At 68.9% G+C, this 23,146-nt stretch carries 22 protein-coding genes; 15 read left to right on the forward strand and 7 right to left on the reverse strand.

From position 1 onward, the window contains the following. Positions 1–27 precede the first annotated feature (27 nt). The 12 genes from ON26_RS10670 to ON26_RS31580 all read left to right on the forward strand — a co-directional run bounded on the left by ON26_RS10670 (position 28) and on the right by ON26_RS31580 (position 12,697). Positions 28–1,176 carry a thiolase family protein gene (locus ON26_RS10670; protein WP_040795896.1) on the forward strand — a complete coding sequence of 383 codons (1,149 nt, stop codon included), beginning with the start codon at positions 28–30 and terminating at the stop codon, positions 1,174–1,176. Between the two features lie 13 nt (positions 1,177–1,189). Beyond that, positions 1,190–2,731, forward strand: coding sequence for an AMP-binding protein (locus ON26_RS10675; RefSeq protein WP_051026921.1), 1,542 nt, complete (start codon positions 1,190–1,192; stop codon positions 2,729–2,731). Positions 2,732–2,856: 125 nt separating this feature from the next. Continuing rightward, positions 2,857–3,231 (forward strand): substrate-binding domain-containing protein, encoded by a 375-nt coding sequence (locus tag ON26_RS10680; RefSeq protein ID WP_040795897.1) that lies wholly within the window; start codon positions 2,857–2,859, stop codon positions 3,229–3,231. A 185-nt stretch (positions 3,232–3,416) separates the two neighbouring features. Then, positions 3,417–4,529 (forward strand): ABC transporter substrate-binding protein, encoded by a 1,113-nt coding sequence (locus ON26_RS10685; protein ID WP_040795898.1) that lies wholly within the window; start codon positions 3,417–3,419, stop codon positions 4,527–4,529. A gap of 37 nt (positions 4,530–4,566) precedes the next feature. Continuing rightward, positions 4,567–5,451 carry an ABC transporter ATP-binding protein gene (locus ON26_RS10690; protein WP_051026922.1) on the forward strand — a complete coding sequence of 295 codons (885 nt, stop codon included), beginning with the start codon at positions 4,567–4,569 and terminating at the stop codon, positions 5,449–5,451. Then, complete coding sequence (locus ON26_RS10695) at positions 5,435–6,268, forward strand: ABC transporter permease (RefSeq protein ID WP_245545807.1); 834 nt, start codon at positions 5,435–5,437, stop codon at positions 6,266–6,268. Before ON26_RS10690 ends, ON26_RS10695 begins: the two co-directional genes overlap by 17 nt. Beyond that, positions 6,241–7,194, forward strand: coding sequence for a MetQ/NlpA family ABC transporter substrate-binding protein (locus tag ON26_RS10700; RefSeq protein ID WP_083884004.1), 954 nt, complete (start codon positions 6,241–6,243; stop codon positions 7,192–7,194). Before ON26_RS10695 ends, ON26_RS10700 begins: the two co-directional genes overlap by 28 nt. Before the next feature lie 54 nt (positions 7,195–7,248). Next, complete coding sequence (locus tag ON26_RS10705; protein WP_083884000.1) at positions 7,249–7,986, forward strand: YcnI family copper-binding membrane protein; 738 nt, start codon at positions 7,249–7,251, stop codon at positions 7,984–7,986. Between the two features lie 40 nt (positions 7,987–8,026). Continuing rightward, positions 8,027–9,553, forward strand: coding sequence for a copper resistance CopC/CopD family protein (locus tag ON26_RS10710; protein WP_245545808.1), 1,527 nt, complete (start codon positions 8,027–8,029; stop codon positions 9,551–9,553). A 58-nt stretch (positions 9,554–9,611) separates the two neighbouring features. After that, the gene (locus tag ON26_RS10715; protein ID WP_040795899.1) at positions 9,612–10,664 is read left to right on the forward strand and encodes an acyl-CoA dehydrogenase family protein; all 1,053 of its coding nucleotides are present in this window, start codon (positions 9,612–9,614) and stop codon (positions 10,662–10,664) included. Between the two features lie 285 nt (positions 10,665–10,949). Further along, entirely contained in the window at positions 10,950–11,135 is a 186-nt protein-coding gene (locus ON26_RS10720) for a hypothetical protein (protein WP_040795900.1), read from the forward strand. Positions 11,136–11,188: 53 nt separating this feature from the next. Continuing rightward, entirely contained in the window at positions 11,189–12,697 is a 1,509-nt protein-coding gene (locus ON26_RS31580; RefSeq protein WP_157171855.1) for a serine/threonine-protein kinase, read from the forward strand. A gap of 9 nt (positions 12,698–12,706) precedes the next feature. Here ON26_RS31580 and ON26_RS10730 read toward each other — a convergent pair whose 3' ends face one another. The 3 genes from ON26_RS10730 to ON26_RS10740 all read right to left on the reverse strand — a co-directional run bounded on the left by ON26_RS10730 (position 12,707) and on the right by ON26_RS10740 (position 16,635). Beyond that, positions 12,707–14,371 (reverse strand): alkaline phosphatase D family protein, encoded by a 1,665-nt coding sequence (locus ON26_RS10730; protein WP_040795901.1) that lies wholly within the window; start codon positions 14,369–14,371, stop codon positions 12,707–12,709. Between the two features lie 157 nt (positions 14,372–14,528). After that, entirely contained in the window at positions 14,529–15,968 is a 1,440-nt protein-coding gene (locus ON26_RS10735) for an amidase (protein ID WP_040795902.1), read from the reverse strand. A 121-nt stretch (positions 15,969–16,089) separates the two neighbouring features. Continuing rightward, positions 16,090–16,635 (reverse strand): YceI family protein, encoded by a 546-nt coding sequence (locus ON26_RS10740; RefSeq protein ID WP_040795903.1) that lies wholly within the window; start codon positions 16,633–16,635, stop codon positions 16,090–16,092. Between the two features lie 100 nt (positions 16,636–16,735). Between ON26_RS10740 and ON26_RS10745 the strand changes: the two genes are divergently transcribed. Then, the gene (locus ON26_RS10745) at positions 16,736–17,569 is read left to right on the forward strand and encodes a helix-turn-helix domain-containing protein (protein WP_040795904.1); all 834 of its coding nucleotides are present in this window, start codon (positions 16,736–16,738) and stop codon (positions 17,567–17,569) included. 11 nt (positions 17,570–17,580) lie between these two features. On the opposite strand, the gene ON26_RS10750 is transcribed toward ON26_RS10745, so the two are convergent. Next, positions 17,581–18,015, reverse strand: a complete 435-nt coding sequence (locus tag ON26_RS10750) for a winged helix-turn-helix transcriptional regulator (RefSeq protein ID WP_040795905.1) — start codon at positions 18,013–18,015, stop codon at positions 17,581–17,583. Between the two features lie 131 nt (positions 18,016–18,146). Here ON26_RS10750 and ON26_RS10755 point away from each other — a divergent pair, with 131 nt between their 5' ends. Next, positions 18,147–19,022: an aldo/keto reductase family oxidoreductase gene (locus ON26_RS10755; protein ID WP_040795906.1), complete on the forward strand. Its 876-nt coding sequence runs from the start codon at positions 18,147–18,149 to the stop codon at positions 19,020–19,022. Between the two features lie 128 nt (positions 19,023–19,150). Here the strand turns inward: ON26_RS10755 and ON26_RS10760 are convergent, their stop codons facing one another. Then, positions 19,151–19,714, reverse strand: a complete 564-nt coding sequence (locus ON26_RS10760; RefSeq protein WP_040795907.1) for an STAS domain-containing protein — start codon at positions 19,712–19,714, stop codon at positions 19,151–19,153. A gap of 277 nt (positions 19,715–19,991) precedes the next feature. Here ON26_RS10760 and ON26_RS10765 point away from each other — a divergent pair, with 277 nt between their 5' ends. Further along, a complete protein-coding gene (locus ON26_RS10765; protein WP_040795908.1) occupies positions 19,992–20,483 on the forward strand; it encodes a beta-class carbonic anhydrase in 492 nt (163 codons plus the stop codon). Between the two features lie 60 nt (positions 20,484–20,543). On the opposite strand, the gene ON26_RS10770 is transcribed toward ON26_RS10765, so the two are convergent. Continuing rightward, on the reverse strand, positions 20,544–22,133 hold the full coding sequence (locus tag ON26_RS10770; protein WP_040795909.1) for an acyl-CoA synthetase: 1,590 nt from the start codon (positions 22,131–22,133) through the stop codon (positions 20,544–20,546). Between the two features lie 167 nt (positions 22,134–22,300). Beyond that, complete coding sequence (locus ON26_RS10775; protein WP_040795910.1) at positions 22,301–23,143, reverse strand: SDR family NAD(P)-dependent oxidoreductase; 843 nt, start codon at positions 23,141–23,143, stop codon at positions 22,301–22,303. Between the last annotated feature and the right edge of the window lie 3 nt (positions 23,144–23,146).

Consider the following 23,146-nt stretch of genomic DNA (forward strand, 5'->3'; position numbering starts at 1 on the left):
ACTACAGGGATATCGGAGGCGGTTCGAATGCGTGATGCAGTGATCGTGGCGGCGGTGCGTACGCCGGTCGGCAAGCGGAACGGCGGTCTGTCCGGGGTTCACCCGGTCGATCTGTCCGCTCATGTGCTGCGGTCGATCGCGGAGCGGACCGGGATCGACCCCACGGTGGTGGACGACGTGGTCTGGGGCTGCGTGGGACAGGTCGGCGAGCAGACCTTCGACATCGCGCGCAACGCGGTGCTGGCCGCGGGCTGGCCCGAGTCGGTGCCGGGCGTCACCGTCGACCGGCAGTGCGGATCCTCGCAGCAGTCGGTGCATTTCGCCGCGGCCGGGGTCGTCGCCGGACACTACGACGTAGTGGTCGCCGGTGGTGTCGAGTCGATGAGCCGGGTGCCCATGGGTTCGGCGGTCACGGTGGGCGGCAGCCCGTTGAGCCCGGCGTTCCTGGAGCGCTACGACGGCGTGGTCCCCAATCAGGGCGTCGGCGCGGAGATGATCGCCGAGCAGTGGGGCTTCTCCCGCGCGCAGCTCGACGAGTTCAGCGTCGCCTCGCACGAGAAGGCGGCCGCCGCCCAGGACGAGGGCCGGTTCGACGCCCAGATCGCGGCGGTCACCACCGCCGAGGGCGTGAAGGTCAGCGCCGACGAAGGTGTGCGCCGTGGCGGTTCGGTGGAATCGCTGGCCAAGCTGAAGCCCGCCTTCAAGCCCGACGGCGTCATCCACGCGGGTAACTCCTCGCAGATCAGCGACGGCGCCGCCGGGCTGCTGATCATGACGAGCGAGAAGGCGAAGCAACTCGGCCTGACCCCGCTGGCGCGCGTGCACACCGCCGTCGTGGCCGGCTCGGATCCGGTGATCATGCTGACCGGCCCCATCCCCGCCACGCGGAAGGCGCTGGAGCGCAGCGGCCTCGGCATCGACGACATCGGCGCGTTCGAGGTCAACGAGGCATTCGCCCCGGTGCCGCTGGCCTGGCTCGCCGAGACCGGCGCGAAAGCCGAGGCGCTCAACCCCAACGGTGGCGCGATCGCCCTGGGGCATCCGCTGGGCGGCAGCGGCGCGCGTCTGATGACCACGCTGATCCACCACATGCGCGACAACGGAATTCGCTACGGGTTGCAGACGATGTGTGAGGGCGGCGGTCAAGCCAATGCCACCATCCTCGAGGCGCTCTGAGCCGGATCGCACGATGTCGGATCTATCGGCGCGGCTGTGCGCGGACGAGGCGCGGGGCCGCGCCGCGGTGATCATGGCGGACTCCGGCGCGGTCCTCACCTTCGGTGAACTCGAGGACGAGTCGAACCGGATAGCACGGCTGTTCGCCGATCGAGGTCTGCGTCCCGGCGACCACGTCGCGGTCCTCATGACCAACGAGCTCGCCTACTTCCCGGTGGTCTGGGCGGCGCAGCGGTCCGGCCTGTTCTACACGCCGGTCAACTGGCACCTCACCACGGAGGAAGCCGCCTATATCGTCGGGGATTGCGGCGCGACCGTCCTGGTCGCCTCGGCGGCGCTCGCCGAGGCGGCCGCCGCGATCGCGGAATCCGTACCCGCGCTGCACACCTGCCTGATCGCCGGCAGCCGACCATCCGACGAGATACCGAGCGGCTTCGAAGAACTCGCCACGGTCACCGCGTACAGATCACCCGAGCCGCGGCCCGAACAGACCGAGGGCATATACATGTTCTACTCGTCGGGCACCACGGGACGTCCGAAGGGCATCGCGGTCGATCTGCCGCAGCACCCCTTCGGCACCGGCCTGCCGCTGGACGCCATGCTGTCCGGCCTGTACGGATTCGGTTCCGACACGGTGTATCTGTGCCCGGGGCCCCTCTACCACGCGGCCCCGCTCGGCTGGTCCATCTCCACGCAGCGCCTCGGCGGAACGGTGGTGCTGATGGAGCGGTTCGACGCGGCCTGCGCGCTGGAGGCGATCAACCTCTACCGCGTGACGCACGCGCAGTTCGTCCCGGCCATGTTCGTGCGCATGCTGAAACTGCCGCGGGCGACCCGCGAATCGTTCGACATGTCGAGCCTGCGGGTCGTCGTCCACGCGGGTGCGCCGTGCCCGATCCCGGTGAAAGAGGCCATGATCGAGTGGTGGGGCCCGATCATCCACGAGTTCTACGCGGGCAGCGAGGCGGTCGGCTTCTGCGCCATCGACGCGCCGACCTGGCTGCGACGCAAGGGGTCGGTCGGCAAGGCGGTGATCGGCGTCCCGCACGTGCTCGACGAGGGCGGTCGCGCACTGCCGCCCGGCGAGATCGGCACGCTGTGGTTCTCGGGCGGAACGACTTTCGAGTACCACAACGACCCCGAGAAGACGGCCGCCGCCTACGACAGCGCGGGCCGGGCGACCTTCGGCGACATGGGTTACCTCGACGAGGAGGGCTTCGTCTACCTCGTCGACCGGCGCACCGACCTGATCATCTCCGGCGGAGTGAACATCTACCCGAAGGAAGCGGAGGACGTGCTGACCCTGCACCCCGCCGTCGCCGACGTGGCCGTGATCGGCATCCCCGACGAGAACATGGGCCACCAGGTCAAAGCCGTGGTGGAACTGCTCGACCCGGACGCGGCGAGTCCCGCGCTCGCCGACGAGCTGGTCGAGTACTGCCGGGCCCGCATCGCGCACTTCAAATGCCCCCGCACGGTCGACTTCGTGACCGAGCTACCGAGACTGCCGAGCGGCAAGCTGCTGAAAAGGGTTGTGCGGGAACGCTATCTCTGACCCGAATGCCCCGTGCCGAGCTGCCCGCCGAGGGCTGTCCACCCGTGGACGGGTTCCTGACGTGACCGCGTGCGGCCGGGAGCCTTGCCCTCCCGCTGTCCGGAAGCGGATACGCGGTCCGGGCGATGGACCCCGATCCGGACATGCTCGCCGAGGGCATCCGGGCGCAAGCGAGAGGCGACGAGCCCGGCGGCGGCATCACCGTGGTCGGCTACAACGACATCCCCACCTGTGAAGAACTCATGGTTCCGCTGACCTCGGTCCGCAGTCCGCTCGACGAGATCGGCGCACGGGCGGTGGAGATACTGCTCGCCGCCACCCGGGGCCTGCTCGCCTCGTGGGTGGCGATGAAACCGGAGCTCATCGTGCGGGAGATTACCGTCCCACGCCGACCACGCACGCACATGGCGCGCGATGAACTACGAGGTTCACCGGCAGCCATGAAGAATGGCTTCATATTTCGCATCGGACATTATCGAAATATGCTTACCGCAACATGATCAGGACCCGTTCGTCGCCGGACCTTTTCTCATGCTGAGTTAATCAGTAGGACGACGCCGTTGCGGCGCTTATCTTTTCAGTCGTACCCGTTTCCGGGAGCGCGGACCGTCGGTCGGCCGCGGCCGGAACCACCACTGGAGAGGAACGCCGTGAGTGGCATAAACGTGCATCGAGGGGCGCGAGCATGAGCGTCATCGGTGGCAGGCGGCTGTTGAGGAAATTGTCGGCATTGTCGGTGCTGTTGATCGCCGCGCCCGCCTTGCTGACAGGGTGTGGAAAGGGGCAGGAGGACGGGGTCGTCTATTTCCGCTTCGCCAACTCGCCGACCGCCCTGTCGCTGGTCAGGATCGCCGACGAGCTCGGGTACTGGGACGATGCGGGCGTGCGCCCGGAATACGTCGGTCCCGCCACGGCCGTGCCGGCGGTGCAGCTGCTCGACCAGGGCGCGATCGATATCGCGACCGGAATGTTCAACAACGATATCGACGGCAAGGTGAAGGGCTTCGAGTTCACGGCCATCGCCTCGAGCATGCTGGACCTGCCGAACGAACCGCACATGGCGTACTTCACGGCGGCGGGATCGGATATCACCAAGGACAACCTGAAAGCCATCGAGGGTAAGACCGTCGGCCTGTCCGGATTCAACAGCTGCGTGGATCTGGTATTGAAGCGGTACCTGAAGAACAATGGCGTCGACGTGAGCCGGGTCAATTTCCTGGAACTCAAGAACGAATTGATCGCGCCGGCGATCGAACGTGGCGAGGTCGATCTCGGAGTCTTCCATCCGCCGCTGGTCGGCGTCCTGCTGAGCAAACCGGAAACGTTCACGATGGCGTTCACGTCCTATGACGACTGGGGCCCGCTCGGTGGCCAGGCGCCGTACGTCGCGAGCAACGCGTGGCTGAAGAAATACCCGGACGCGGCGCGGGAATTCGTCGGCATCATCGCCAAGACCGCCAACTGGGCGAACGCGCATCCGAAGGAATCCGCGGAGATCGCCGGAAAGACCACCGGCTATCCGGTGGAGCAGACCACCAACTGGCACTACGCGCCGAACGCCCTGCTCGACAAAGCCAGCCTGCAACTGTGGTGGGACCTGGTGGCCGAAGTCGGCGAGCCGCTGCCCGGCTCGGAGAATCTGAAGCCCGAGGACATCGCCACCAACGCCTTCAACCCGTATGCGAAGTCGGCGGACCTGCTGGAATCCCAGGACGAGAACACGGTGATCCTCACCGAGGAACAGAACAACCGAGTTCTGAAGACGCCACTCGTGGAGATCGCGGGCGTCGAAGAATGAGCCACCTCCCGTCTCTCTCAGAGAAAAGTCGAATGCGATGACCCAGCCCGTGCTCGATGAGCATCTCGGGAACCACATCCCCGAGAAGGACCTGATCGCGGATTCCCCGCGGTCCGACGCGACGGCGTGGAAGATCGAGGCCGAGCGCGTCGCGAAACTCTTCCCGAAGGCCGGATGGCGGTCCCGTCGGGAATCCACCACGGTTCTCGAGGGCTTCGACCTGCAGATCGAGAGCGGCGAGTTCGTCTCCCTGCTCGGCCCGAGTGGCTGCGGGAAGTCCACTTTCCTCAACATCCTCGCCGGCCTCGAGACCTACAACGGCGGCGCGGTCCTGATCGACGGCAAGCGGATCGACGGGGTCGACAAGAACATCGGCGTCGTGTTCCAGGGCTATGCGTTGTTCCCGTGGCTGACCGCGCAGAAGAACGTCGAGGTCGGCCTGCGCATCCGGGGCGTGCCCAAAGCCGAGCGCAGGGAGCGGGCGGCGCAGGTGCTCCGGACGGTCGGGCTGGAAGCGGCCGCGGATCGGCTCCCGCACCAGCTCTCCGGCGGTATGCGCCAGCGCGTCGCCATCGCCCGCGTGCTCGCCTACGAGCCCGACGTGCTGCTGTTCGACGAGCCGTTCGCGGCCCTGGACGCCCAGACCCGCGAGTTCCTGCAGGCCGAACTGCTCCGGATCTGGGAGGCGGGCGAGAAGAAGAAGACGATCCTGTTCGTCACCCATTCGATCGACGAGGCGATCTTCCTCTCCGACCGGATCGCGGTGATGACCCGTGCGCCGGGGCGGGTGAAGCAACTGTTCGACGTCGATCTGCCGCGCCCGCGTGACAGTGCCGCCAGGAGTTCGGAGGAGTTCTTCCGCATCCGCTCGCAGGTGGCTCGAATCCTGGAGGAGGAGGTGCACATTGGCAACGATCAGTGATCCGGTGCGCGAGGCCGAGCTGACCCCGCCGAAGGCGCCGAATCCGTGGCTGGTCAGATACGACCGCGTGCTCTACGGCGCTATCGGTCTCGGATTGTTCCTGGTGCTGTGGTGGTGGGTCGTCGCGGCCGGGTATGTGAACGACCTGTACCTGTCCACACCGCAGGACACCGCGAAGGCCTTCGTCGACGGCCTCGCCGACGGCACGCTGCGCGCCGAGATCCTGCCCAGTGTGCAGCGCGCGGTGGTCGGCTTCGCGATCGCCCTCCTCGTCGGGATCGGGCTGGGCATCCTGGTGGGATCGGTGAAGCTGTTCCAGAAGCTCGCCGAACCGGTCCTGCTGTTCTTCCGCAATCTGTCGTTGCTGGCGCTGCTCCCGGTGTTCGTCGTGTTCTTCGGCATCGGCGAGGAATCGAAGATCGCCATCGTGGTGTGGGCGTGCTTCTGGCCGATCTTCGTCAACGCGGTCGGCGCGGTCGGCGGCGTGGAGCGGACCCTGCTCAATGCCGCGCGCACGCTCGGCGCCGGGCGCGGCTACATCTTCGCCCGCGTCGTGCTGCCCGCCGCGATTCCGTCGATCTTCCCCGGCATCCGCCTGGCGGCGTCCAACGCGTTCACCGCGCTGGTCGCGGCCGAACTCGTCGGCGGCGCGCAGGGCATCGGCATCTACATCAACAATGCGGCGTTGCGGTATCAGACGCCGCAGATGTACGCGGGCATCCTCGCCCTCGGCCTGATCGGCATTCTCGTCAACGCGGTGATGACGGCGGCGGAATGGCGGCTGACCGCATGGCAGCGGGGATTGACGAACAAGTGACCGGGTGGGCATTGCGACGACTGTCCGTCGCCTCGGTCGCGGCCGTGCTGGCCGCGACCGGGGTGCTCGGATGCGGGACCGAGACGCGGGTCGACTACGGGTCACCGGAGCGGGACGCGCGGACTCTGGTCGTGCACGTCGGTGCGGGCGAGGACCGGGAAGTCCTGGAATACGCGATCGACAACCTGCTGCCGGATTCGGTACGTGTCGAACTCGTCGAGGCCACCGAGGATTCCAATGCCACGGTGGCCTCGGGCGGCGCCGATCTCGCCTACTTCCAGCACATCCCGGCATTCGAGGCGGACAAGCAGACGCATGCGCTGGACGACCTGAGCGTGGTCGCGAAAGTCAACGTCATTCCCTACGCGCTCTATTCGTCGAAATGGCGCGACGTCGCCGACACCCAGGACTGGGTGAATGTCGGCCTGGTCGCCGACGAGGTCTCGGGCGAGAGCCTTCCGCACGGTTCCGAAGTCGCCCTGCCCGCCACGCCGACCGGCTTCGCGCGCGGCCTGTACCTGCTGCAGAGCGCGGGACTGGTGAAGCTCGATCGCCCGTTCGGCGGCACCGCGGCTGTCGATCTGACGATCACCGAAGCCAATGTCCTCGATTCGCTGCGACATCTGTCCCTGCGCGGTCTCAGCTACGAGGACTATCTGCGAGACATCTACGAGAACTACGACGCGGTGGTTCTGAGCCCGAAGCACGCGGCCTCCATCGGCCTGGAGCCGCGGCGGGACGCGCTGGCGATCGAGCCGGGCCCGGACAACCCCTATGCCCATGTGCTGGTCGCGCCCGCCCGGCTGGCAGGCGATCCGCGCGTGCTCGAACTGACCCATGCGCTGGAGAGCCCCGAGTTGGCGCAGTTCCTGGAATCGACATATCGCGGCGCGAACATCGCGGTGGCCGCCGTGCTCGGCAACTGAGGTCGTCGTGGCCGTGTACTCCCGGCCCGACCTGAAGATTCAGAAGGACATTCGATGGTGGACAGTGATTCCCGCACGCCGTGGCGCCGTGGGCGATTCGGCCGGTTCGGCACGGCGGTGACCGCCGCCGCGCTCGCGGTGACGGCCTTCGCGGCGCCCGCGGCGGCCCACGTCCGCTCCGACGGGACACCGCTGAACCAGGGCGGGTTCGGTGTCGTGCGCCTGATCGTGCCCGGCGAGTCCGCGGGCGCGGACACCGTGGGGCTCTCCGTCACCCTCCCCGACGGCGTGGACCTGAAATCGGCTCGGACGCTTCCCGTTCCGGGGTGGACGGCGACAATCGAGCGGGAACAGACCGGCGGCTCGGAGCGGGTGGCGCGCATCGTGTGGACCGCGGACAGTCCCGCGGACGGATTCGACGTCACGCAGTACCGCGAGTTCTCCTTCTCGGCGGGTCCCTGGCCGAAGGACGAGTCGTCGGTGGCCCTGCCCACCGATCAGCGCTACAGCGACGGCTCGGTGGTGTCGTGGAACGAGGTCGCGGTCGATGCGGCCAGCGAACCGGAACATCCGGCGCCGGTGGTGACTCTGGTGGCGGCCGGCGGCCACGGCCACGATTCCGGCCACGGCGAGGGCACGTCGAACGACGCCGCCGATCACGGCACCGGCTCGGGTGAGTCCTCCCCGGACGGCTGGTGGCGCGCGCTGGCGGTGGTGAACCTCGTGCTCGTGCTGGTGCTCGGCGCCGGGCTCACGGCGGTGTGGCGGCGGGACCGTGGCGCCCGGTCCTAGTCGCTGGTGGCGGCTGTGGTCGCTCGTCCTCCTCCTGGCAGTGGGGTCGGTGGTCACCGCGGGCGCGTCCTCGGCGCACGCGAACCTGGTGTCGACCTCGCCGGCGAACGGCGCCCACGCCGAGTCCGCGCCCGCCGAACTGGCGCTGCAACTCGATGAGCCGGTCACCCTGGTCGACAACTCGGCGCAGCTGATCGACAGCGCCGGTGACCGATTCGAGCTGGCCCGGGTGCGGCTCGACGACGGTCAGCGCCGCATCGTGCTCGTGCCCGCCGCCACGATCCCCGACGGCGCCTACCTCGCGACCGCGCGCGCCGTCTCCGCCGACACCCACGTCGTCTCGCTGTCGCTCCAGTTCACTGTCGGGGCAGTGACCGAGCACGGTGAGTTCTCCACCGAGACGGCAGCTCCGGGCGTCGAGCGATACCTGAACTATCCGAGCAAGACCGCCGTCTACCTCGGCGCGGTGCTCTCGGCCGGGTTGTTCCTCGTATCGCTGTGGGTGTGGCCCGCGGCGAGGAGCGAACGGCGCTTCCGTGTGGTGTACCGGATCGGGGCCGGGATCCTGATCGCGGGCCTGGCAGGCCGTCTCACTGTTCTCGCGGCCCAGCGCTCCGGCGGCCTGTCACAGATCACGGGGTCGGGCATCGCGGATCTGCTGCTCGCCCCGCAGGGACTCGCGTCCCTTGCCGCCGTGGCCTCGTCGGTGCTCGCGGTGTCGGTCCCCGCGAGTCGTGTCCTGGGCGTTCTCCAGGCCGGAACCGCGATCGTCGCGGTCACGCTCGGCGGTCACGGCGGATCGCCGCAGGGATGGCCGTTGCCGTTCCTCGGCACGCTCCTGCACGTGTACGGCATCACCGTATGGCTCGGCGGCGTCGCGACGATCGTCCTGGTCCTGCGCGGCGCTCCACGCTTGCGGCGCTGGCACTCCATCGCCCTCGCACACGTGCTGGTCGTGATGACCGGCGGACTCGTGCTGGCGGTGTTGCAGGTGCGCCCGGTCGCGGCACTGGTCGCCACTCCCTACGGCCTGGTCCTGCTGGGCAAGACTGCTGTCGCGGTTGCGATCGCGGCATTCGGCTATTCGACCTACCGGTGGTTCCGGCGCGAGGAGACCGATGCCGGACGCCCGCGCTCCGTGCTGGTCGAGGCGGGCCTGGCGGTGACGGTGCTCGCCGTGACCTCTGTGCTCACGACGCTGCCGCCCGCCGAGGACATCTACACCACGAACCTCGCCACCACACTCGACTTCGGCGCGTCCGAGATCGTGCGCATCGACATCGACACGATCCGGCGCGGCCCGCAGCAACTGACCGTCGACTATCGGCCACCGGACTCCGCTGCCGCCGAGCGCATCCCGCCGTCGCTGGCGGTCGATCTGTCCTCGGCATCGGCCAATGTCGCGCGGCTGCCGGTGGCGCTGAGCGAGGCCGTCGAAGCGGACGGCGCACTGGTGTGGCGCAGTGAGCAGTTGATCATCCCCGCCCCCGGGGTGTGGAAGGTGACGGTCCGCTTCGACGGCGGACACGGCCCGAGGCTGGCCTCGTTCCACTACGAGGCGTTGTGAGCGGCTCACCGGAGCGGCCCGGCCGGGCTCGGAAACCGTTGCAGGTGATGGAGGAAGAATGAGCATCGAACATCGCGCCTATCAGGACTTCGCCGAACTGGTCCGCGAGGTCATCGCGCCCAGGGCGGTCGAGGTCGACGCCACCGAGGTGCCCCGCTCGCACGTCGACGCGCTGATCGACATCGGCTACTTCTCGTGGTCGATCCCGCGCGAACACGGCGGCGACCCGATCCCGCCTGCCGTCAAGAACGCCATAGACGACCTGCTCTTCGGCGCCGACCCGTCCACGGCGCTGGCCGTCACCCAGCACGGCGGACCGGTCGGGCAGGCGTTGAAGTCGGGGAATCCGGCCGCGCTGGAGCTGCTGCCGAAGCTCGCGGCAGGCGTCCGGATCGGCGGTGCGGGCTTCGCCCAGATCCGTTCCTGGCCGCACAAACCGAGCACGACCGCCACCAAGGTCCCCGGCGGATATCGCATCGACGGCGTGGTGCGCTGGCTGTCGGGATGGGGCCTGGTCGACACCGCCTGGCTGGGCGCCGTCGACGAACTGAACTCGACCTACGTCTTCGGCATCGGCGACCTCACCGCACCGGGCATCACCGCCGAACCCTTGGACCTGGCCGCCGTGCGCGGATCACGCACCGTGTCACTGGAATTGCACGGGTTCCTGCTGCCGGAGGAATTCGTCACCGAGGTCGTGGACATCGGGGAGTGGAAGGCCCGCGACGGCTTCGTGCGCCCGAACAGATCTCTGACCACCGCACTCAGTTCCGACGGCACGGAACCGGACCTGCCCGCCATCGGACCGATCGGGCTGGGCCGGGCCGCTCTGGCGGACGCACTGGCCGCGCACCCGGACGAGCCCTCCCTGCTCCGGCTGTCGGAGCGACTGGAGCACGCCGCGACCACTCCCGTACCCGAACCACACTGGCGCGCCACGCTCGACGAACTCGCGGTGCGGGCGACCACCGCGGCACTGGTCGCGGCCGGCGGTCAGGGATTGCTGGCCGAGAGCATCGCGCAGGTGCGGGCCAGGGCGGCGCTGTTCCTCCAAGTGCGTGGACTCTCACCCAGCGTCCGGACGGCGCGCTTCGAACACTTCGTCGGGTGAGCGGGACCGTATCGGCGGCATGAGAATTGGCTGTTCACAGACATTTACACCGGGCGGCTCCCAGTAGGCTGGTCGGATGGAGCCGGGAGGCAATCACCACTAGGTCGTCGCCTTGTCGGATGCCGCCTCGGCGGTCGGCGATGTGCATCCTGTGGTCGGCGCCTACGGGTACATGCGCAGGGCGGAATTGCCGGCCGGAGAGAGCGAAACGCCTGCTGCGCGGAGTGCGCTGACAGCGGCCGAGCGCGCATCGGCCGCCGCGGACGGGTCGAACCTCCCACAGCGATGTATTGGCGGAGTGCGGGCTTCGCGGCGGTGCAGCGGGGCGGTGTGCTCGCGCTCATGGGCGAGACGGCGGCCGCCGTCGAGGAGGCGGCGCAGGACCTTGCCGCGATTCCCGCCGAGCACCGCCGGAGTGAGTGGCTGGCCTCGGCCCTGCGCCGGGTCGATCCGGACATGAGTGCGACCTGAGATGCACGGGGCGGGCGTATCGTCGGCCGGAGCGGGACATCGGGAGGAATGCGGTGGGGACAGTACTGGTGCCGGGGCAGGTGTTCGCCGGGTACAGGATCGAGCGACTGCTCGGGGCGGGCGGAATGGGGGAGGTGTTCCTCGCCCGTGACCGCGGTCTGCCGCGCCACGTCGCGTTGAAGGTGCTTCCACGCACGGTGGCCGGGAATGACGACGTGCGCAGGCGGTTCCAGCGCGAGGCGGACATGGTGGCGCGGCTGTCGCATCCCAATATCGTCACCATCTACGCCCGTGGGGAAGAAGAAGGCAGACTGTGGATTTCGATGGCCTATGTCGACGGGCTCGACCTGTCGGCGGTGCTGTCGGCGGGGGCGCTCACCGTCGAGCGCGCGGCGCGGATCGCGGTGGCGGCCGCGGAAGCGCTGGATCACGCGCACGAGGCCGGTGTGCTGCACCGGGATGTGAAGCCGGCCAACATCCTGCTGACCAGGGGGCCGTTCGAGCGGGTGCTGCTCACCGACTTCGGGATCGCGAAGGGGATCGACGACAGTGTCGGGCTGACCAAGACTAACGAGGTGTACGCCAGCTTCCAGTACAGCGCGCCGGAACGTCTGGACTTCGGCGCGGCGGTGGATCGTCGCGCCGACGTCTATTCGCTGGGCTGCACTCTCTTCCACATGCTGACCGGGGACATTCCGTATCCGGGGACCAGCGCCGCCCAGCTGATGCACGGGCACCTCAACCTGCCGGTGCCTGCGCCGAGCACGCGAAATCCGCTGGTGCCGAGCACTTTCGACGGTGTGGTCGCCCGGGCTCTGGCGAAGGACCCGCAAGAGCGGTATCCGGACTGCCGCGCGCTGGCGACGGCGATCGTCGCGGCCACGAACGGGCACGACGCCCAGCCCAACGTCGATCCGGCACGGTCCCATGGGGATTCGGCAGACTCGTCCGCCGCGCTCGCGGAGACGGCGCCGACCGACAGACGTGGCCTGCTCGCGAGCGTCGATGCCGAGTTCGGCCGGGACACTGTCGTCGCGAAGTCGCCGGGGAAGGACACCGACGAACTGCACGCCGCGGCGGAGCGCCCGGTATGGCCCGGGCGGCGAACCGCGGCCGTGGTGGCCGCGGCCGCGGTGCTGCTCGCGGTCATCGGGCTGGCGATCGTCGGACTGAGATCCTTCGGCGGCGACAGCCCGGCGGCAGCGGACGGTCCACCGATCGCGGGCGTGTGGCAGGGCATCGCGCAGCAGGATGATCAAGGCGTCCTGTCGCAGTATCGGATGACCCTCACCCTGCGATCCGGTGAGGTCGGCACCGTCGTCGGCCACACCAACTACGAGGTGGCCGAAGGAACCTGCGCGGGTGAGCTGACCTTGCGCGAGCGGGAGGCCGACGGCTCGTCCGCGTCGTTCTACGAGCGGATTCTCTCCGGCCCGTGCATTCCGCACGGCAATGTCACCGTCGCCGCCGGTGATACCGGTCGGCTGGACTTCTCCTACACCGGCGTGACACGCACGGGAAAGCAGGAGACCGTCACGGCGACACTCGAGCGGGTCGGGTGAGCCCGCGGATCAGCGACCGGCCTCCACGGCCTGGGCGAGGTCCTCGATGTCGTCGCTGACGCGCAGATCCGCGGCGGTGGGGCGGCCGGGCTGGTATGCCTCGAGCACGCCGGGCACGCCGTCCTGCACGATGTAGGTGGCGTCGGTGCGGACCGGCGCGCCGGGGCGCTGCACGTAGGGAACTACGCGGAAGTCGTTGCGCCACAACTGCCTATCGACCTCCACGCGGACATAGCCGCGTTGCGCGTTGAAGTACTTCAGGTCCGGATTGGCCGCCAGCAGGCGCCGGCCGTGGTCGTAGATGTCGACGCCGTCGCCGCCGCTGGTCACCGAGGTGCCGGTGAATTCGCTGCCGATGACGGGGGAGTCGGGGTCGTTGTAGTCGCGGCGCAGGTCGGCGGCGTAGTTCTCGTGCCGGTCGCCGGTGATGACGACGAGATTGCGCACGCACCGTTCGGCCGCGGCGGAGAGGACGGCGTGGCGGTCGGCGACGTAGCCGTCCCAGGCGTCGGTGGAGACCTCGACGTCGGGTCCGGGATCGTGGTCGGTCTGAGCCATCACGACCTGGTTGCCGAGAATGTGCCAGCGGGCGTTCGACTGTGCGAAGCCGTCGACCAGCCAGTCCCGTTGCGGCTCACCGAGAATGGTTGCCGCGGAGTCGGAGCGGAGGGTGTGGTCGGTGGTCATGTCGCCGTTGCGGGCGGCGGGAAGAGTCCGGTACTGGCGGGTGTCGAGCAGGGTGATATCGGCGAGGCTGCCGTAGTGATAGCGGCGATGCAAGTGCACGCGCGTGCCTGCGGGCAGCTGGGCCAGACGTAGCGGCTGATGTTCGTACATGGCCTGGAACGCCGCGGCCCGGCGGCGCCGGAACAGTGCCGGGACGATGTCGATATCGAGGTCGAGTCCGGAGGATTCGGCGGCCCAGTTGTCGTCGACCTCGTGATCGTCCATGGTGACCAGCCACGGGAAGAACGCGTGCGCGCGCTGGAGTGGCTGCTCGACTTTCGAGAGCGCGTAGCGCAGGCGGTATCCCGGCAGATCCCGCGCCTCGGGCCGCATGTGGGACTCCACGGGCCTGCCGGTGCGGCGGCCGGTGAGCGCGTCCTCGTAGATGTAGTCGCCGAGGTGGACGACCAGGTCCAGATCCTCGTCGGCGATGTGCTCGTAGGCGGTGTAGTAGCCGTCGTTCCAGGCCTGACAGGAGGCGAAGACGAAGCGCAGCCGGTCGGGACGGCTGCCGCGGGCCGGGGCGGTGCGGGTGCGGCCGACCGGGGAAACCGCCGCCCCCGCACGGAAGCGGTAGTGGTACCAGCGGTCCGGCGCGAGACCGTGGATCTCGGGGTGGACGCTGTGGGCCAGTTCCCTGGTCGCGACCGCCTCGCCGCGGCGCACCACCCGGGTGAACGCCGCGTCCTCGGCGACCTCGAACTCCACGGTCACCGGCTGCGGACCCATCCCGCCGTGACCGTCCGGAGCGAGTGGGTCGGGCGCGAGCCGCGTCCACAATACGAATCCGTCCGGGGTGGGATCGCCGGAAGCCACGCCGAGGGTGAACGGATGCTCCGACCATCGGGGTGCGCGGAATCGGCTGCTGCTCACCGCCGAGGCTCCGGCCAGCAGCAATGCGGACCCGGCGGCGCCGTAACCCAGCAACTGCCGTCGAGACACGCCCATGACGACGACGTTACAAGTGAAGTGGAGGAAGTTCCTCCGATTGTGATGAACTCTGCCCGACGATTGGTTTGTCATGACGTTACCGGCGGGCGAAGCGGTGCTGTCGCCGTCGAACGTGCGGTACCGCCGGGCGGTCCGCGCCCCGAGCGACAGCGGGTCAGGCGTTTTCGGGCGTAACCACCGAAGCCGTCTTGTGGCCGGTGGAACCGATCCGCGGAAAAGGCGCGACGGCTTCGAGTTCGTAGGCCAGTCGAAGCAGGGTTCGCTCGTCGCCGTGCGGCGCGAAGAGCTGGATCGAGCCGGGCAGGCCGTTGGTGTGCAGTCCGTGTGGCAGGGAAATGGCCGGGCCGCCACCGATATTGGCCAGCGGGGTGAAGGCGACGTAGTCGACGAGCTTGGCGAACAACGCGTCGGCGGCCTGCCGGGGGGAGTGCTCGCCGATGCGCGGCGCCGGGTGGGCGAGCGTCGGGGTGAGCAGGATGTCCACATCGGCGAAGTGCCTGGCGTAGAGCTCCTGGCCGCCGCGCAGGCGGCGGATCGCGCCGGGGAGCCGGTGTGGGCCGCGGGCGACCTTGCGGGCGAGACCTTTGGTGAACGGGTCGAGCTTGCGCGGGTCGAAACGGCGGCCGTGGCTCATCGAGAAACTCGCCGACATGAGGACCGCGAACAGCGACCAGTACAGCGTGAAGTCCTCGACGAACTGTTCGTCGAGCAGCAGGCGGCGCTCGACGAGTTCGTGGCCCTGGCCGGCGAAGGTCTCGGCGGCCGAGGTCAGGATCCGGTCGGTCTCGGGGTGGACGGGGTGGCCGAGGACGTCGTAGCGAATGACGCCGATGCGCATCCTGCGGTCGTCCGGGCCCTCGACGAGACCGACCGGCGGCAGGCCCGGTTCGGGATGGTGCTGTTCGGCGACGGCGAGGTAGTGGGCGGTGTCGCGCACCGAGCGGGTCAGCACTCCCTCGGAGACCAGATTCACCGGTAGTTGCCTGGCGCCCGGCTGATCGAGCAGACGAGACCGCGTCACCTTGAGCCCGACGAGCCCGTTGACCGCCGCGGGAATGCGGATGGATCCGCCGCCGTCGTTGGCGTGCGCGATCGGCACCGCGCCGGAAGCGACCAACGCGCCGGATCCGCCGGAGGAGGCGCCGACGGAGTACTCGGTGTTCCACGGGTTCCTGGTGGGCGGGCGATCGACGTACTCGGTGCTGGCGGTCAGCCCGAACTCACACAGCGTGGACTTGCCGAGCAAGGTGAACCCCTGCGCGAGGAACTGCCGTGCGGGCGCGCTGTCCGCCTTCGCCGGATGCGGGGTGAACGCGGACGAGCCGTGACAGGTCGGCACGCCCGCGACATCGGCGTTGTCCTTGACAAACGCAGGCACTCCGGCGAACAGCCCCGAGGTGGGCGGCTGGTTGCGCGCCCGCTCGAAGCACTCGACCTGCACCGCGTTCAGCTCCGGCTGCACCTTGCCGACCCGGGCGATGGCGGCCTCGAGCACTTCGTCACGGCTCACCTCCCCGCTGCGGATCCGGGCGGCGACCCCGAGGGCGTCGAGATCGCCGAGGGCGTCATCGGTGAAGGCGTGCACTGTGCTCATCGGATCCGTGCTTTCGTCGCTGCTGTCGAGCGCGGACCGCGCGTGTGGGGTGTCGGCGCGCCGTCCGCTCTTGCGACAGTAACGCCCGCCGGAAACGAGTGGTTGCGGTATCGGCGGACCCTCAGGCGGGCTCGACCAACTGGATCTCCAGTTCGACCTTGACCGAGTTGCTCAGCAGACCGGGGGCGGCGGCGCCCACGCCGAGTGCGAGCCGGTCCACGGAGCCGACGGCGGAGAAGCCGGCGTGCCGGGCGCCGGCTCCGGGCAGTTCCTGCACCCCGCCCCATTCCACCTCGAGGGTCACCGGCGTGCTGCGCTCGCCCAGCCACACCTCGCCGTCGACGGTGAAGTTCTCGGCGATGCGCACCGGTCCGGTGGCGCGGAAGGTGAGGGTGGGCCGGTTGGCGACGTCGAGGAAGTCGGCGGTGCGCACGTGCTCGTCGCGGGCGGCATTGCCGGTGTCGAAGGAGTTCAGGTGGATGGTGGCGCCGATGGTGGCCGCGCCGGTCTCGTCGACGTGGAACTCGGTGTCGAAGGCGGTGAAGCTACCGCGCACCTTCGCGATTCCGAGGTGGCGGATGCTGAAGCCGACCGAGGAGTGCTGGGTGTCCAGGGCCCAGGAGCCGGGCTTCAGCAGGGTCGGGGTTTCGTTCGTGCTCGTGGTCATGAACCGAGCCTGGCCCCGGCGGCGGCCGGTACCAAGGCCGTGGTTTTCCTGGACCTGACAGGGCCAGGCTCGCGGTGCGGGAATCGGCCATGATGAAGACGTGACCGGAAACAGGTTCGCCGAATTCCTCGTCGCCCGTCGCGCCGAACTGCGCCCGGCCGACGTCGGACTACCCGATATCGGCCGCCGCCGCACCCCCGGCCTGCGGCGCGAAGAGGTCGCGGTGCGCGCCGGGGTGAGCGCGGACTACCTGGCGCGGCTGGAACAGGGCCGCGACACCAACCCCTCGATCGCCGTGGTCGACGCGCTGGCCGCCGCCCTCCTGCTCGACGACGCGCAACGTCGGCACTTCGGCCTGCTCGCGCTGACCGCCGGCCAGGAGGAACGGTGCGGTGGTTCCGAAGCACCCATCACGACGGTGCCGGAATCGGTCATCGCGGTCCTGCGGGCGCTGGATCCGACGCCCGCGTTCGTGCGGGGCCGCCGCCTCGAGGTGCTCGCCCACAACGAGGCCTGGGCCGATCTCGCCGCGCCGCTCGGCCTGCTCGATCCGCCGATCGACCTGGCGCAGTGGGTGTTTCGACACAAGACCGCCCACCGCGTACTGCAGAACCGCGCGGCCGTCGCCGAATCCCTCACCGCCGAGCTCTACCGGGCGAGCATGCGCTGGCCCAACGACGATCACCTGAATCACGCCATCGCCTCCTTGCGCACGGTGCCCGAATTCGCACAGCGTTGGCAGCCGAGGCCGGCCGCCGAAACGGCCCCGGTGCCGTTGCGCCTGCACCACCCGGTGCACGGCGCTCTCACCCTCACCGTGGAGCAGCTGGAGACCAGGCACGACCAGGCTGTGGTGGTGTGGCTGCCCGATCGTGCCCTCGCGCGCGAGTCGGGGCTGCGCCTGCTGCGCGGGGATCGCGCGGCGGGCGAGTAGGCCGCATCCCGCTACTCGGTGCGGGCATCGTGCGTCGCCCGGTTGGCCATGACCTCGTCCATGTTCGTCTCGGCCCAGCTCCTGAGGCCGCGCATCAGGTGGTGCAGCGACAGTCCGAGCTCGGTGAGTTCGTAGGAGACCGTGACGGGAACGGTGGGCGTCACCGTCCGGGTGAGCAGGCCGTCGCGTTCCAGGGACCGCAGCGTCTGAGTGAGCACCTTCTGGCTGACTCCCGCGAGTGTCCGGGCGAGTTCGGAGAAGCGCATCGCCCGCGGTTCACCGGGGCGGTCCGCGCCGTCCGCGCCCCCGCCCAGCGCGCACAGGATCAGGGCGACCCACTTGTCGGAGATCCGATCGAGCAGTTGCCTGCTCGGGCAGGCGGCGAAGAACGCGTTGTACTCGATCTTGGCCGTGGCCTTCTTCTCGGCCGCCGTGGTCGTCCTCATGTCCCCACTCCTGTCACCTCTGGGTAACCAAGGCACCTGCCAGTGCCTACTTCCCAACGGGAAGTTGCCCTACCAGTATGAAGTAAGCCCCATCGGGCGCCATTCCTGTGAGAGATATCGAGGACCCGCGTATGAGCACACTGTTCACTTCACTCCCCGGCGGCACCTGGACCCTGGGCGATCTGACCGTCACCCGCTTCGGCTACGGCGCGATGCAACTCGCCGGGCCCTGGGTCATGGGACCGCCCGCCGATCGGGACGGCGCGATCGCCGTGCTGCGCGAGGCCGTCGACCTCGGCATCACCCATATCGATACCAGTGACGCGTACGGTCCGCGAGTGACCAACCGGTTGATCCGCGAGGCGCTGCAGCCCTACCACGAGTCGCTGCACATCGTGACGAAGGTCGGTGCGGAACGGGACGAGCAGGGCGGATGGCCGACGGCGCGGCAGCCGGACCAGCTGCGTCGCCAGGTCGAGGAGAACCTCGAATCCCTAGGGCTCGACACACTGGATCTGGTGAATCTCCGGCTCGGCGACGCCGAGGGGCCGCGGGCGGGCACGCTCGCCGAATCGTTCGAGACGCTCGCCGACCTCCAACGGCAAGGCGTCATCCGCCATCTCGGCGTCAGTAATGCCACCGCCGAGCAGGTCGCCGAGGCCCGGAGCATCGCGCCGATCGTGTGCGTGCAGAACATGTACAACCTGGCCCACCGCCACGACGACGAGCTGATCGACCGGCTCGCCGCCGAGCGCATCGCCTACGTGCCGTTCTTCCCGCTCGGCGGGTTCAGCCCGCTGCAGTCCTCGGCATTGTCCGCGGTCGCCGCCCGGCTGGGCGCCACGCCGATGTCGGTGGCCCTGGCCTGGCTGCTGCACAGGTCGCCGAACATCCTGCTGATCCCCGGCACCTCCTCCGTCGCGCACCTACGCGAGAACATCGCGGGCGCCCGGCTGTCGCTGTCGGATACCGACCTCGCCGAACTGGACGCGCTCGGCCGGGAGTGAACCCGGACGTTGCGGCTCGACCTGTTCCGGGTTGCGCGTCCGGCGCCGCCCACCGACCCGACAACGCAGCAGCCGGCCGCGAGCGAACTCGCGGCCGGCTGCTGCGCTGTGGTGGTACCCGGTGGCCGTTACGTGCGCGCGCCCGCGCCCACCGCCTTCCTCGCCGAGAGCGGGATCACGCCCGGCTGCGGTTCGTGGAAACGCCGACGCGGAGACGTGACGTCCACGCCCGAGTCGTTCGACATCGCGGGCTGCGCGGGGCGGACCGGCGAGTCGAGTGCGGTGTGCGCGCTGACGACCGTGGAACGGACGATCAGTGGCGCGGTGCGCGGATCGTCGGCGAGGAGCCGGGCGATGCGACGGTCGGTGGTGACCAGGCAGGTCCGGACGCCTTCGCGGAGGAAAGCCCCCGCGTCTTCGACGAGATCGCCGAGGGTGCGCAGCGAGAGGAAGTCGAGCCTTCCGGCATCGACGATGAGCGCGCCGCCCGCTTTCGCCGCCGCGTCGGCAGCCTCGCGCACCATCTGCCGCCACAGCGGCAGGGTGAAGGCATCGGCTTGACCACGTACCGACAGGATGACGACGCCACTGCGGTGGCGGGTGCGGGATATCAGCCGGTGATCGGGCGAACGGGAGGGTGCCGTGGCGGAATTCACCGACAGGAAGGGGGAGGAGCTGGATTTCAGGTTCATGACACTACCCGGATCGGCTCGAGATGCACTGAGCATCAGGGCTCCGGCAGACCCCGGTGGTTTCGAGGTGACGCGTGAGCCGCACCCAGGGTAACGCACACCGAACGTAAACGGCAGTTTATTTTTGTATAGAAATAAATCGTGTCGTTTGCGTGACCCGCCCCCGGGTAGTTGCGCTCAGCCTGCGCAAATACCTTGTCCGGGATCCGGCCACTGGCAACTGTCGATCCGTACACGTGAAGTCCTCACACCCCCCTCCCAGAGGAAGGCGCGATCCATGAGCGTGACCGACGAGTACCTGGCCAACAACGCCGAATACGCGGCGACGTTCAGTGGGCCCCTCCCGCTGCCGCCGAGCAAGCACGTCGCCGTGGTGGCGTGCATGGACGCCCGCCTGGACGTCTACCGGATCCTCGGCCTGAAAGACGGCGAGGCGCACGTCATCCGCAATGCGGGCGGCGTGGTGACCGACGACGAGATCCGGTCGCTGGCCATCAGCCAGCGCCTGCTGGGCACGACCGAGATCATCCTCATCCACCACACCGACTGCGGCATGCTCACCTTCACCGACGACGACTTCAAGCGCGCCATCCAGGACGAGATCGGCATCAAGCCCACCTGGTCGGCCGAATCCTTCCCGGACGTCGAGGAAGACGTGCGCCAGTCGCTGAAGCGCATCGAGCGCAGCCCGTTCGTCACGAAGACGACCTCGTTGCGCGGATTCGTCTTCGATGTCGCCACCGGCAAGCTCAACGAAGTCCTGAACTGACCCGGATCGCGCAGCCGGGCCGCCCACCGTACGGGGAACGGCCCGGCCTGTCGTGTGCGCTCAGTTCACCTGATCCGAGAACTTCTGCCGCAGTTCGCGTTTGAGGATCTTGCCGCTGGGATTCTTCGGAAGTTCCTCGACGAACACGATGCGCTTGGGCAGCTTGAACCCGGCCAGCCGCGGCCGCAGCCCGTCGACGATGTCCTGCTCGGTGAGTTCGTGGCCGTCCTGCGCGACGACAACCGCCGTCACCGCCTCGATCCAGGTCGGATGCGGGGTGCCGAAGACGGCGGCCTCGGCGACACCGGCGACGGTGTAGAGCGCTTCCTCGACCTCCCGGCTGGCGACGTTCTCGCCGCCGGTCTTGATCATGTCCTTCTTGCGGTCGACAACGCTGAGATAGCCGTCCTCGGACATGATGCCCAGGTCGCCGGAGTGGAACCAGCCGTTGCGGAAGGCTTCCGCGGTCTTGGCCTCGTCGTCGAGATAGCCGAGCGTCGCGTGTGGGCTGCGATGGACGATCTCGCCCAGCTCGCCGGGCGGTAGCGGATTGTCGTCGTCGTCGACGATGATCGTCTCCACGTGCAGAGCCGCGCGGCCCGCCGAACCGGCGCGCTCGATCTGCTCGTGCGGCCGCAGAATCGTTGCGACCGGCGACATCTCGGTCTGGCCGTAGAAGTTCCACAGCGAGAGCGCGGGCAGCGCGGTGCGAATCTGTTCGAGCACGGCCACCGGCATCGGCGAGGCGCCGTAGTAGCCCTTGGTCAGCGAGGACAGATCGGTGGACGCGAACTGCGGCGACTGCAGCAGGGCGATCCACACCGTGGGCGGGGCGAAGAACTTCGTCGCGCGCTCGCGTTCGATCGTGGCCAGCACGGTCGCCGGATCGGGGCCGGGCAGGATGATGCTGGAGGCGCCGAGGTAGATGTCGGGCAGCAGGAAGCAGTCCATCTGGGCGCAGTGGTAGAGCGGCAGGGCGTGTACCTCGATGTCCTCGCCGGACATGCCGCCGTCGATCACCGCGCTCACGTACTGGGTGATCAGCGATTTGCTGGACAGCAGCACGCCTTTGGGGCGCGACTCGGTGCCGCTGGTGTACATCAGGCGGATCGGATCGTCGTCGCCGACGAGGACCTCGGGTTCCGACTCGTCGGCGTGGGTCTCCCAGGTCTCGTAGGCGATCCACCGATCGTCGGCCGAGTCCGCGCCGCCGATGCGGACCAGTAGGTCGGGCCGGTGCTCGCCCTGCTCGACCGCGGCGGTCGCCACCTCGAGCAGGCCGTCCTGGACGACGAACGCCTTCGCGCGCGAATGGCGCAGGATGTAGGCGATCTCCTCGGCGCCGAGCATGAAGTTGACCGGCACGAGCATCGCGCCGATCCGGGCCAGCGCCAGCGTGAGCACGGCGTACTGGCTGGAATTGCGCGACAGCAGCGCGACCGCGGTGCCCTTGCCGATGCCCTGGTCGATGAGCGCGTGGCCAACCCGGTTGACGATCGAGTCGAACTCGCGGTAGGTCAGCCGCCGTTCGCCGTCGGCTATCGCCAGCCGCTCGGGGTAGCGCTGGGCGCTGCGTCGCAACAGGTCGCCCACGGTCTGCGAGCGCGCGGTCGCGATCGTGCGGGCGAGGGTGGACTCGTGATCGGGCATCGTGTTCCTTTCGGCCGAGCTCGCCGACGGCGGGAGCGGCACCGGGGTGTCGCGTCGGCCACTGGACAGTAGCCCGGCATTTGCGAAGTGTCTCGACCCGGTCCGCGCCGGACGGCGGAGAAGCAGCGGTCCTCCTCCGCCGGACCGGTGCCGCGGCGAAAGGACCGTCAGAAGGACATGGGCGGCGCGGGAGCCCGTCGCTCGCTCAGCGTTTCCGCGCGGTGGCTCAGTGCGCCGAGGCCGAACGCCTTGTCGGTGAAGCCCCAGAACTCGCCCGCGGCGATGTCGGCGAACATGTTCTCCGCGGCATCGACCGGATCCATGCCCGCGGTCTCGCCGAGATTGTGCAGCACCTCGAACATCTGGTCGGCCGCGGCGTTGCCGCTGGGGGCGGCGGCTTGGGCGTCGACGAAGATCCGGCTGCGCACCGAATACGGCAGCAGCACGGTCACCTGAATGGGTGCGCCGGTGAGCGCGACTTCCTGGTGCAGGCTCTCGGTGAGCGCGACGATCGCGTGCTTGCTGACGATGTAGGGCGTCTGCAGAGCCTGGGTGAGCACACCGCCGACCGAGGACATATTGGCCACCGTCGCGGGCGTGCCCGCCGCGATCATCTTGGGCAGGAAAGCCCTGATGCCATGGAACACGCCGTCCACGTTCACGTTCATCACATGACGCCACCGCTGCACCGGTATCTCCCAGAGCACCCCCGCGGTCTCCAGCCCCGCGTTGTTGATCAGCAGCTCCACGCTGCCATACCGCTCGTAGACGTCGGTGGCGAGCTTCTCGAAGGCCTCGGCATCGGTGACGTCGAGTACCTGCGCCTCGGCCTTCAACCCCTGCGCGAGGATGTCGTCGGCGACCGTGCGGGCCCGCTCGGCATCGACATCGGTGACCACGACCTGCATCCCGATGGCGGCCGCGTACCGCGCGAGCCCCTCGCCGATACCCGAACCCGCGCCGGTGATGACGGCGGTGCCGCCGGCGAAGCGTTCCTGTGCCGCGCTCATCCG

This window comes from Nocardia higoensis NBRC 100133, assembly GCF_000308595.1.
Lineage (GTDB): Bacteria > Actinomycetota > Actinomycetes > Mycobacteriales > Mycobacteriaceae > Nocardia > Nocardia higoensis.